Here is a 12874-nt window from a genome sequence, read left to right as displayed (position 1 = left end):
CAGAATAGATGAGTTTATCAACACTAAGTATTAAACGTCCGGTTCTAACGATCGTCATGAACCTTATCCTGATTCTCTTTGGAATCATAGGATATACATTTTTGGGCGTGCGAGAATATCCTTCTATCGACCCGGCACAGATTTCTGTGCGAACGAATTATGCAGGCGCAAATGCCGATATCATCGAATCGCAGATTACTGAACCCTTGGAGAAATCGATCAACTCCATTGATGGCATTCGGAATATTTCCTCTTCATCCAATCAGGGATCCAGTAATATTACCATAGAATTTAACCTGAGTAAGAACTTAGAAGAAGCTGCAAATGATGTTCGGGACAAAGTCTCCCAGGCTTTAAGAAGTTTACCCCAAGATATTGATGCTCCACCGGTGGTGTCGAAAGCAGATGCTGATTCCGAGCCTATTCTGACCATGACCATGCAAAGTGCTACAAAGAATGTGTTGGAATTGTCTGATTATGCAGAGAATGTGATCGCACAACGGTTACAAACCATTCCGGGAGTAAGTTCTGTTCAAATCTGGGGGCAGCGGAAATATGCCATGCGTTTATGGATAGATCCGGTCAAACTAGCCTCTTATGGGTTGACGGTGTTGGATGTTCGGACTGCATTAACCACGCAGAATGTGGAACTTCCTTCAGGAAAGCTGACTGGTGCAAATACGGAGTTAGCTATTAAAACCATTGGTAATCTAGCCACAGAAGAAGAGTTTAGTAATATCATTATCCGTTCTGACAATAATCGTATCGTAAGGTTTTCAGATGTTGGAAAGGCAGCATTGGAGGCGGAGAATTTTGAAACCAAGATGTCAGATTCGGGATATCCGATGGTGAGTTTGGCGATTATTCCACAACCGGGAACCAATTATTTAGATATTGCGAATCAGTTTTACAAAGAATATGACCGTTTACAAAACGAATTACCAGATGGTTTTGAATTAAACATTGCCATTGATAATACGATGTTTGTGAAAAAAGCTGTCTTTGAGGTTGTGGAAACTTTATTGATTGCGATTGTATTGGTCGTTTTGATTATTTACCTATTCTTTAGAAACTGGTCGATAGCCTTTCGTCCATTGATTGATATTCCAGTTTCATTGATTGCCACCTTCTTTATCATGTATTTATGTGGATTCTCGATCAATGTATTAACGCTTTTAGCCATTGTATTGGCAACCGGCTTGGTAGTGGATGATGGTATCGTCGTGACGGAGAATATTTTCAAGAAGGTAGAAGAAGGAATGCCACCTATCCAGGCGGCGATTAAAGGTTCCAATGAGATTTTCTTTGCGGTAATCTCGATTTCCGTAACCTTGGCGGCAGTATTCTTACCTGTTATTTTTTTGGAGGGATTCGTTGGTCGATTATTTCGAGAGTTTGGAGTCGTCATTGGAGCAGCAGTATTGATTTCTGCATTTGTATCCTTGACCTTGACGCCAATGTTAAATGCCTATTTAATGAAAGGTGGGGAGCAGAAAAGGTCTAAGTTCTATATGCGCACAGAGCGCTATTTTGAGATGATGAATTCAGGTTATGCCGATTCCCTAAAAAGCTTTCTAAATGTGAAGTGGTTAAGTTTTGTGACCATTTTGGCATGTTTTGCCTTGATCTATTTCTTCTATCAATTATTACCAAAAGAGACAGCGCCTTATGACGATCGTAGTTATATCAGTTTAAGAGCAACAGCTCCGGAAGGGGTGTCCTATGATTATATGGATAGGTTTATGACTGATCTAACCATGTTAATCAATGATTCCGTTCCAGAGAAGAAAGTTAGTTTGGTGATCACTTCACCAGGATTTGGGTCTGCATCTTCCAATTCAGGTTTTGTCCGATTGGGTTTGGTACAACCGGATGAAAGAGAGAGATCGCAGCAAGAAATTGCAGATGATCTTTCCAGATTAACCAGTGGATATTCGGAAGGTCGGGTTTCAGTTTCTCAGCAACCTACGATTTCAGTAAATAGAAGAGGTGGATTGCCAATTCAATATATTATTCAGGCCCCAAATTTCCAGAAATTGGAAGAAAAGATTCCCGAATTCATGGATGAGTTGGCGAAGGATAATACCTTCTCCATTACGGACGTGAATCTGAAATTCAATAAGCCAGAAGTATATGTAAGCATAGATCGTGAAAAAGCACAATCCTTGGGAGTATCCGTTCTGGATGTTGCCCAAACTTTGCAGATGTCGCTTTCAGGACAGCGATTCGGTTATTTCATGATGAATGGAAAGCAATATCAGGTGATGGGTCAGTTTGATCGTAAGGATCGTTCCACACCGATGGATTTAGCTTCGATCTTTGTGAAGAATAGTCAAGGGCAATTGATTCAACTAGACAATATTGTAGAAATAGAAGAACGCAGCAGTCCGCCGCAATTGTTTCATAACAATCGGTATATGGCGGCAACAGTATCTGCAGGTTTAGCACCGGGAAGAAGTATGGGAGATGGGATTGCAGCGATGGAGGCTATTAAAGAACGAGTTTTGGATGATACGTTTACCACAGACCTAGGTGGTGAGTCCAGAGACTTTGTGGAGAGTGGATCCAATACCATGTTTGCATTTGGATTAGCTGTATTACTGATCTTCTTGATCCTTGCGGCCCAATTCGAAAGTTTCATCGACCCGATTATTATTATCATTACTGTTCCGATGGCGGTTGCCGGGGCGATGTTCTCACTCTGGTTATTTGGACAATCATGGAATATCTTTTCCCAGATTGGTACCATTATGTTGATTGGTTTAGTGACGAAGAACGGTATTTTGATTGTGGAATTTGCCAACCAGCTCCGAGAGGAGGGATACAACAAATATGATGCTGTAGTAACGGCTTCGGAGGCACGTTTAAGACCAATTTTAATGACCTCCTTAGCAATTGCTTTAGGAGCATTACCAATTGCCTTGTCTTTAGGAGCGGCATCTACAAGTAGGATAGGTATGGGGGTTGTAATTGTAGGCGGAACCATTTTCGCATTGATATTGACACTATTCGTGATACCTGCCTTCTACCTGATGATGTCAAGAAAGAAAAATCTTCATCCTGAATTGGAAGAAATAAAAAAGCTTGAAGAAATTGAACAATAAAATGAAGAAACTAGTCTTAGTAGGCTTTTTAATCCTGTACACAGGGATAAATTTATTTGCACAGGGCTTATTGACGGCAAAAGATGCTGTTCAGATTGCACTTGAGAATAATTTTGAAATCAAATTATCACAGAACGATCTACGGGTTGCCAAAGAGAATTTGACCTATGGGAATGCCGGAATGCTTCCGAATGTGACGGGAAATTTTACGCAGAACAATAGTGTGATGAATTCCTCGCAGGTTCAAGCGAATGGGGATAAAAGATCCTTAAGCAATGCGAAGAATAATAATATGAGTTATGGAGTCAGTATTGGTTGGACGATATTTGACGGTTTTGCCATGTTTTCAAGGTATGAGCAATTAAAGGAATTACAGAAGCAAGGCGAATTTGAATTAAAGAAAACAATCTTGGCGAAGGTTTCGGATGTTATATCCACCTACTATACGATAGTAGAACAACAGAATCTATTAAATGCCATTGATTCCAGTATCAATATATCGATGGAGAGATTGCGCACTGCTGAGAATCGCTTTATGATTGGGAAAGCTTCCAGATTGGAAGTATTGAATGTTCAGGTGAACTTAAATGAAGATGAATCGAGTCGGTTAAGACAGGCCAATGTAGTTAAGAATTTGAAAATTTCCTTGAATAGTTTAATGGCTCGAGAATTAAATATTGAGTTTGATGTTGAAAGGGAGGTGGAGTATGATGACTCCTTAATTTACGATGATTTGTTATCCAAGGCCAAGGAATATAATCCAGATCTTCAAATTATTGCGATCAATAAAAGAATGGCAGAATTGGAGGTCAAGCGAATAAAAGGGAATAGGTATCCAGTTGTTCGATTGAATACGGGCTATAATTTTTCAGAATCAGAATCTAGTTTAGGCTTCGTGTCCAGTTCCAACTCCCGAGGTTTGAATTATGGGATAACTGCATCCATCAACCTTTTTGATGGATTCAATCAACGCCGGAACGAACGTGTGGCTAAAATACAATTGGAGAATTCTGGAATTATGATAGACCAGCAGAACTTATTCATTAAGACAGCGATGTCTACAGCTTATGAATCCTACCAGACGAATCTCTCGTTAGCCCGTTTGGAGGAGAACAACGCGGATATTGCACGTCAGAATTTAAATATCACTTTAGAGAAATATAAGATCGGAACGATATCGGCGGTTGAGTTTCGGGATGCCCAAGAAAACTTTATCAATGCGGTTTCTCGATTCAATTCATCGCGTTTACAGGCGAAATTATCTGAATTGGCTTTGAAGGAAATGATTGGAAACATCAATTTATAACCCTATTGTCTCAATATTTTGACATAAAACAAACGGTTGTGCAAATTGGACAAACGTTTGCGTTCTTAAATAGTTTTTGTTTTATCAAAAATCGTATTATAATTGTATTAGTGGTTTGATAATCAAGCCCCTTGACCAAATTATTCCTTCCCATAATTTGTGATAAATCGAATTTAGACTGTTTAGTTTGTTTTAAAATAGGTGATTTATAGGGGGACAAAGTCCCCCTTGATTTTGTAACTTAGTTAAGTAATAAATTTATACTATGAATAACTCACGTAGAGATTTTTTAAAGAAGGCAGGATTGTTATCGAGTGTTGCGATTACATTACCGTCTTTGCAGAATGAAGTGTTTGCAAGTTCTGCAATCAATATGTCCGGATTTGCTGCGCCGAAAATAGATAAAGTAAAAATTGCCGTTATTGGATTAGGAATGCGTGGTCCAGGTGCTGTAGATCGTCTTTCTTATATTGAAGGAGCAGAGATCGTGGCATTATGTGATAAACATGCTGACCGTGTTGCTAAGGCTCAAACGATCCTTACTAAAAAAGGATTGAAAGAAGCAAAAGCTTATTCAGGTGAAGATGGTTGGAAGTCTATGTTGAAAAATGAAGAACTAGACTTAGTATATATAACTACACCTTGGGAATACCATGCTCCAATGGCCATTGAAGCAATGAAATCTGGTGCTCACGCAGCAACAGAAGTACCAATGGGATTAACAGTTTCAGAAATCTGGGAAGTTGTTAAAACATCAGAAGCAACGAAAAAACATTGTATGATGTTGGAGAACTGTTGTTATGATTTCTTCGAAATGTTAACCTTGAATATGGTTCGCCAAGGGTTATTCGGCGAATTAGTACATGCTGAAGGTGCATATATCCACGATTTATTGAGTTTGAACTTCGCTAAGAACGGATATGATAATATGTGGAGATTACGTGAGAACATTAAAATGAATGGTAACTTATACCCAACTCACGGAATTGGCCCAATTGCTCAATGTATGAACATCAACTGTGGGGATAAAATGAACCACTTAGTAGCGATGCAATCCAACGATTTTATGATGGCTGATAAAGCTAGGGAGTTAGCAGCTACTGATGACTTCTACAAAGAGTTTGTTGGCAAGCGCTTCAGAGGAAACATGGATACTACCTTGATCAAAACTGAAAAAGGAAAAACCTTGATGGTACAACATGATGTTACTTCTCCGCGTCCTTATTCACGTATTCACTTATTAAGTGGTACTAAAGGATTCGCTCAGAAATATCCAGAAGAAGGAATTGCATTTGGACACAGTTTCATTAAACCAGAAGAGTTAAAGCAATTATATACTCAATATACCCCTGATTTAGTTAAGTTCATTGGTGAGCAAGCTAAAGAAGTAGGTGGTCATGGTGGTATGGACTTTATGATGGACTGGAGATTAATTGACTGTCTACGTAATGGTTTACCATTGGATCAAACAGTTTATGATGGCGCGGTATGGAGTGCAATTGTTCCATTAAGTGTTGAATCTGTATCTAAAAACAGTAGAACTGTTGATATTCCAGATTTTACAAGAGGAAACTGGAAAACGAACAAACCTCATGATATGACTTTGAATGGTGGTGGTAACACGAAGATCCGTCCAAAAGTTAATGCTAAGGATGTTCAATTAGACGTGAAATAATAAAATTCCAATAATTTCATAGAAAGCTGCCCTTCATGGGGCAGCTTTTATTTTTTCTGCAGCTGAGTAGCATGGATTTTCAATTTTAAATTACTCTGTTATCTTTGTAATAAGAGATATCACAACCCTAGACCATGAACGTTTTCAAATATATTCCCTATACCTTATTATTTCTTATAGCCTGTCAATCTTCTTCCAAGCCTAAAACAGAGGTTGGTTTTTCAGATTCTGTGGCAGTATGTAATACTTCTTCAATTCCTTCACGTTTTGCGAATTTAAAAAAGGATTCGACATCCGTGGATAAGATCGGGGAGGATAAGGCAGAAATGGTCAAGATAGAAGGAGGGAGTTTTGAGATGGGGAGCAATAGTTTCCCAGATGCTCAACCTATCCACAAGGTGACGGTGAATTCTTTTTACATGGATGTTCATGAAGTTACGAATGCGCAGTTTGCGGCTTTTGTAAAAGCTACGGGATATGTAACGGTTGCAGAACGACCTTTGGATCCGAAGGACTTTCCTGGTGCAGACCCGGCATTGCTGGTTCCTGGTTCGGCAGTCTTCACTACGCCAAAGCAAGTTCAGGGATTACAGAATCACCTGCAATGGTGGGAATATGTCCCAGACGCAAATTGGAGGCATCCTGAAGGTCCTAATAGCTCCATAAAAGGGAAAGAGAATCACCCTGTGACTCAGTTGGCTTATGAAGATGCGGCAGCCTATGCGAAGTGGGCAGGAAAGCGCTTACCAACGGAGGCAGAGTGGGAATATGCAGCAAAGGCAGGGAAACATCAGTCTGAAACCTATTATTGGGGAACCGAGAAATTGGAGAATGGCAAATGGTTAGCCAATATTTACCAAGGAGAATTTCCGACCAAGAATAGCATGGAGGATGGCTTTGAAACTACAGCACCTGTAAAATCATATCCTGCGAATGCCTATGGTTTATACGATATGGAAGGAAATGTGTGGGAATGGTGTTCAGATTATTACCGTCCTGATTATTATCAGCAGAGTCCAAAGGACAATCCGAAAGGACCAGCCGATTCATATGATCCGCAAGAGCCAGGTACGGTGAAGCGAGTACAACGTGGAGGATCCTTTTTATGTAATGATGAATATTGCGAACGCTATAAAGCGGGTAGCCGCGGGAAAGGTGAAATTAACTCACCAACCAATAATGTTGGATTTCGATGCGTTAAAGATGCTGTCTAGTATCTAGTATCTAGTATTTAGTAGTTAGTATAGAGTATTTAGACTTTGGGGTCTGATAAAAAAAGGTCTGAGAATTAATTCTCAGACCTTTTACTTATGTTAGTATTTAGTATCAACCATAGGTCTAAATACTAAATACTCTCTACTAAATACTACTGCGCATTTAAGAACATAGATTTTTTGCTATAAAGTTCTCTGAAGTGAGGATCATTTAAGTCTTTGATAAAGCGGATAGCTTCACCAGTAGATTTCATTTCAGGGCCTAATTGTTTATCAACTTCTGGGAATTTTGAGAAGGAGAATACAGGTTCTTTAATCGCATAACCATTTAATTTACGTGTGATGGTGAAATCTTTCAATTTGTTTTCACCTAACATCACTTTAGTAGCGATATTGATATAAGGAACATCATAAGCTTTTGCGATGAAAGGCACAGTACGTGAAGCACGAGGGTTGGCCTCGATTACAAATACATTTTCATCTTTAATTGCGAACTGGATGTTCAATAGACCAATTACGTTCAATGCTTTTGCCAATTTAATGGTGTATTCTTCCATTTTCTTCTGAACAGTCTCAGATAAGCTAAATGGAGGCAATACTGCTGATGAGTCACCAGAGTGGATACCTGCAGGCTCAATATGCTCCATCATTCCGATGATGTGAACATCTTCGCCATCACAGATTGAATCTGATTCTGCTTCTTCAGCTCTATCCAAGAAGTGGTCAATCAGGATATGATTTCCAGGAAGGTTTTTCAATAGGTTCACTACTGCTTTTTCCAAGTCTTCATCGTTGATCACAATACTCATTCCTTGTCCACCCAATACATATGAAGGACGAACTAATACAGGGTATCCAACTTCATTCGCTACTTTGATAGCTTCTTCTGCTGAAGTAGCAACACCATATTTAGGGTAAGGAATATCTAGGTCTTTCAATAAATCAGAGAAACTTCCACGGTCTTCAGCTAAGTCCATGTTTGAGAAGTTTGTTCCGATAATTTTAACACCTTCAGCCTCTAAACGTTCTGCCATTTTTAGGGCAGTTTGACCACCTAACTGAACGATTACACCTTCAGGTTTTTCAAGTTCGATGATTTCACGAACATGTTCCCAGAATACAGGCTCGAAGTAAAGTTTATCAGCCATGTTAAAGTCAGTAGATACCGTTTCAGGGTTACAATTCACCATGATAGCCTCGTAGCCACATTCTTTAGCTGCTAATAATCCGTGTACACAAGAGTAGTCAAATTCAATACCTTGACCGATACGGTTTGGTCCTGAACCTAGCACGATAATTTTTTTGCGGTCAGATGCTGTGGACTCGTTTTCATCCTCGAAAGTCGAGTAGTAGTATGGAGTTTGAGCAGGGAATTCAGCAGCACAAGTGTCTACCATCTTGTAAACACGACGGATGCCTAATTCTTTACGACGCGCATAAACTTCATCTTCCGTTGTATTACCCAATAACCAAGCGATTTGAATATCAGAATAACCTTTTTGTTTCAAGGTCATGAAGAAGTCGCGAGGGATATTATTTAATTGGTATCTGCGTAATTCACCTTCTAATTGAACAAGTTCTTGAATTTGTACTAAGAACCATTTGTCGATTAAGGTTGCTTTACGAATGGATTCCAAAGGAACGCCTAATTCAAAAGCATCTTTGATATGGAAAAGACGATCAGCACTTGGATGCTCCAAGCTGTGCATGATTTCCTCTAAGTTTCTAGATTGACGGCCATCTGCACCAAGACCAGCGCGGCCAGTTTCTAATGATTGAGCTGCTTTCTGAAGTGCTTCGATGAAAGTACGGCCGATTGCCATTACTTCACCTACAGCTTTCATCTGTAAGCCTAATTCTTTATTTGCACCTTTGAATTTATCAAAGTTAAAGCGTGGAACTTTAACGATGACATAGTCTAAAGTAGGTTCAAAGTATGCAGAAGTATTTTTAGTGATTTGATTTTGTAATTCATCAAGGTTGTATCCGATTGCTAATTTCGCAGCGATTTTTGCAATTGGGTAACCTGTAGCTTTAGATGCTAAAGCAGATGAACGAGATACACGAGGGTTGATCTCGATAGCGATAATTTCTTCGTTTTCTGGGTTAACAGAGAACTGAACATTACAACCACCTGCAAAGTTACCGATAGAGCGCATCATTTTAATCGCTTGATTACGCATGTCTTGATAACATTTATCAGAAAGCGTCATTCCTGGAGCAACTGTAATCGAGTCACCCGTATGAATACCCATTGGGTCAAAGTTCTCAATGGTACAGATGATAATTACGTTGTCATTGGTATCACGTAATAATTCTAATTCAAATTCTTTCCAACCCAATACTGCTTGTTCAACCAATACTTCGTGAGTAGGGGATGCATGTAAACCTCTGTTTAATGCCGCATCGAATTCTTCTTTTTTATGCACAAAACCACCTCCGGTTCCTGCTAATGTATAAGAAGGACGAATTACTAATGGGAATCCGATTAACTGAGCTGCCTCTTTACCTTCTAAGAAGGAGTTTGCGATTTTGGAGTTAGCTACTCCAACACCGATATCAATCATTAATTGACGGAACTCTTCACGGTTTTCTGTTTTTTCGATAGCAGCTACATCAACTCCTATCACTTTAACATTGTATTTGTCCCAAATACCACGGTTAGAAGCTTCAATACAAAGGTTTAAAGCTGTTTGACCACCCATTGTTGGAAGGACAGCATCGATTTGACGTTCTTGTAAAATCTGTTCAATGCTTTCGCAAGTCAATGGAAGTAAATACACGTGATCTGCTACAACACTATCGGTCATGATTGTAGCTGGGTTTGAATTAATGATGGATACTGAAATTCCTTCTTCTTTTAGAGACAATGCGGCTTGTGATCCTGAATAGTCAAATTCACAGGCTTGTCCAATAACAATAGGTCCAGATCCAATGATTAATACCGAATTGATGGAGGTGTTTCTAGGCATTATTTTTTATTTCAATTGTTAAATACAAATAATTAAGTGGACTGTTGCAGACAGAAGTTGCCTTAATGGGAGGTGATATTCCGACTGCTTTGTCGGAGTGCAAAGTTACATTTTTATTTTATAAATGAACGAATTATTTCATTGAAAAATTAGTGACAACTTTGTACCCTAATTAAATATTCTTCAAACCTTCCATCCCATTAACATCAGGACGCTTCAAGAGGTTTTCTGTTTAATAAAAAAGGGAACTCGATAATTTGAATTCCCTTCATTGTTAATATATTACAATCTCGTCAGCAAATAAATACCCTTTCATGGGGTTGGTTGCCTTTATTTGAACATACCTCGCCATAACCGGTTTGTCCAGCTTGATTTCAAATTTTTGGAACTTTAATGCAGGGTCAGTCGTACTGACTTGGTTTTTAACTGTTCCTAATTCCCGATAACTTTTTCCATTGTCAGATACCAGAACGGTAAATTCACCAGGGAAATAGACTCCTGGTGCTGGGATTTGCATAAAGTCTAAGGCAACAGATTTTATTTCCTCGCGACGTTCAAAATCCACAATTACATCTACTCCCTTCGTAAAGCCTTGCCATTGTCCATCTTGGTAGGTTAAGGTTCCTTTGATTCCGTTGGTCAAGGTTCTATTTCCTTGAGCAGGATAACCTTCCCATTCTGTTTTATAAATGACTTCTTTGCCAATGGCTTTATGGATATCCAGTTCAATGGTTTCAACAGGGCTTACCCTAGCGGAATCCAAGAATGAAGCAGCTTTAATAACGGCCGATTTGGATAATTCAACAGGCAAATTATATATCGTAGAGGTTCTATTCGGGTCAGATCCATCAATGGTATAGCGAATATTAGGTTCGTACTGTTCTGAAGTTAGAACCACGGTATTTTTCACATTTGTAGAATCAAAATTGACTTTACTGATAACATTATAGGAAGGACGATAATAATTCACTTCCATTTTTTGCAGAATTTTATAATGTTGTTGAAGTCTTTTTTGAAAATCCTTCCATGATTTACTTTCTTGATCGGTCCAAACGACTTCCGAAAGTGCTAATGCCCTTGGGAAAGCCATATATTCCACATGTTGATAAGTCGGGATATGCTCGGTCCATAAGTTTGCTTGTGCTCCTAGGATATGTTTCTTTTTATCTTCTTGGATGCCTTCTGGGATAGGATTATAGCTATATACTTTTTCCAATGGCAAAAATCCACCGAGTGCTTCAGGTTGGGTTCTAGGGTCAGTCTGATAGCCGTCAAAATAAAGATAAGCCCCTGGAGTCATAATTACATCATGGCCAGCATTTGCTGATTTAATTCCGCCTTCTTCGCCTCTCCAGCTCATCACCGTCGCACCTGGACTTAATCCACCTTCCAATATTTCATCCCATCCAATTAACTTTCTGCCTTTGGACTGCAGATACTCATCCATTTGTTTGATGGCATAGGCCTGCAGTTCATCCTCAGATTTTAAACTGTCCCTTTCCATCAATGCTTGACATTTAGGGCAATTTTTCCAATGTGATTTATCCGCTTCATCCCCACCAATATGGATATATTGAGAAGGGAAAATAGTCAATACCTCATCCAAAACATTCTTTAGGAATTTGTAGGTATCTTCATTGCCTAAACAAAATTCACCTTGAGTGTATGGTTTTCCGGTACATGATAATTCAGGGAATACCGCCAATACCTCTTCGGAGTGTCCTGGCATCTCAATTTCAGGGATAATGGTAATTCCGCGTTGCGCAGCATAGGCCACTAATTCCCTTGCCTGATCCTGCGTATAATAACCACCGCTAGCATTTGGAGTTCCTTCATCAACATATTGTCGCCCATTATTCCACCAGTCTTTCCATAAAGTATGGGTTCTCCAAGCCGCCTTTTTCGTTAGTTCAGGATATTGTTTAATCTCTAATCGCCAACCAGCTCCATCCGTCAGATGCCAATGAAAGTAATTGAACTTATATAGTGCCAACAAATCAATATATTTTTTGAGAAATGAAAAGGGCATAAAGTTTCTGGAGACATCCAAATGCATACCGCGGTATTGGAATCGGGCTTTATCCTCGATTCGGACATAGGGCAGTGCATTTGAATTATTCAGGTAAGCCAATTGAACCAAGCTATAGATTCCAGGGATCATGGCCTGTGGTGTATGCGCTTTTAATAAAATTCCTTTATCATCGATTTCGATAAGATAGCCATTGGGGTCCACACGATCGAACTCAGTTGCCTTAAATAATCGGACACCTATCTGGTTTTGTTTTTTAACTTTTTTGACCAATTCAGAATTTCCGACTTGTAAACCTGGGATTTCGTTTAATAGTGGGAGTATTTGTGAAAAATCTTCAGTGTAGAAAAGGTCGAATTTTTGGTTTAGAATTAATTCGCCTTCATGGCTGATGACTTTTGAAGGGCGAGGTATGATTGCTATTTCCTTGTCTTGCGCTTGTGTCAAGAGGGGAAAAAAACAAAGGAGTACCAAGAGTTTTTGCAGATGATTAACCATATTGGGGAATAAGGGTTTGATTTAAAAACAAATATCCTTAAAAAAATATTATTTAAATAACAATAAATTACAGTCA

Annotated in this window: 6 protein-coding genes; 4 read left to right on the top strand and 2 right to left on the bottom strand. The window is 39.1% G+C overall.

Annotated elements, in window-relative coordinates:
• The first annotated feature begins 8 nt into the window (after positions 1-8).
• From PZ892_RS15050 to PZ892_RS15035, 4 genes are all read left to right on the top strand, one after another.
• A complete protein-coding gene (locus PZ892_RS15050) occupies positions 9-3104 on the top strand; it encodes an efflux RND transporter permease subunit (protein WP_094280921.1) in 3096 nt (1031 codons plus the stop codon).
• 1 nt (position 3105) lies between these two features.
• On the top strand, positions 3106-4410 hold the full coding sequence (locus PZ892_RS15045; RefSeq protein WP_094257956.1) for a TolC family protein: 1305 nt from the start codon (positions 3106-3108) through the stop codon (positions 4408-4410).
• Positions 4411-4675: 265 nt separating this feature from the next.
• Positions 4676-6085: a Gfo/Idh/MocA family oxidoreductase gene (locus PZ892_RS15040; RefSeq protein ID WP_094257940.1), complete on the top strand. Its 1410-nt coding sequence runs from the start codon at positions 4676-4678 to the stop codon at positions 6083-6085.
• 134 nt (positions 6086-6219) lie between these two features.
• Entirely contained in the window at positions 6220-7299 is a 1080-nt protein-coding gene (locus PZ892_RS15035; protein ID WP_094257939.1) for a formylglycine-generating enzyme family protein, read from the top strand.
• A gap of 152 nt (positions 7300-7451) precedes the next feature.
• On the opposite strand, the gene carB is transcribed toward PZ892_RS15035, so the two are convergent.
• A complete protein-coding gene (carB, locus tag PZ892_RS15030) occupies positions 7452-10271 on the bottom strand; it encodes a carbamoyl-phosphate synthase large subunit (RefSeq protein ID WP_094257938.1) in 2820 nt (939 codons plus the stop codon).
• Positions 10272-10545: 274 nt separating this feature from the next.
• Positions 10546-12798: a family 20 glycosylhydrolase gene (locus PZ892_RS15025; protein WP_094257937.1), complete on the bottom strand. Its 2253-nt coding sequence runs from the start codon at positions 12796-12798 to the stop codon at positions 10546-10548.
• Positions 12799-12874: the final 76 nt, after the last annotated feature.

This window comes from Sphingobacterium sp. WM, assembly GCF_029542465.1.
GTDB lineage: Bacteria > Bacteroidota > Bacteroidia > Sphingobacteriales > Sphingobacteriaceae > Sphingobacterium > Sphingobacterium cellulitidis.
Note: the sequence above shows the minus strand (reverse complement) of the source record. Positions and strands in the feature narration are given on the sequence as shown.

Bases quoted from the DNA above. Each gene is read 5' to 3' on its own strand.
- PZ892_RS15035 (WP_094257939.1), top strand. From the start codon at position 6,220: ATGAACGTTTTCAAATATATTCCCTATACCTTATTATTTCTTATAGCC.
- PZ892_RS15025 (WP_094257937.1), bottom strand. From the start codon at position 12,798: ATGGTTAATCATCTGCAAAAACTCTTGGTACTCCTTTGTTTTTTTCCC.
- PZ892_RS15050 (WP_094280921.1), top strand. From the start codon at position 9: ATGAGTTTATCAACACTAAGTATTAAACGTCCGGTTCTAACGATCGTC.
- PZ892_RS15040 (WP_094257940.1), top strand. From the start codon at position 4,676: ATGAATAACTCACGTAGAGATTTTTTAAAGAAGGCAGGATTGTTATCG.
- PZ892_RS15045 (WP_094257956.1), top strand. From the start codon at position 3,106: ATGAAGAAACTAGTCTTAGTAGGCTTTTTAATCCTGTACACAGGGATA.
- carB (WP_094257938.1), bottom strand. From the start codon at position 10,271: ATGCCTAGAAACACCTCCATCAATTCGGTATTAATCATTGGATCTGGA.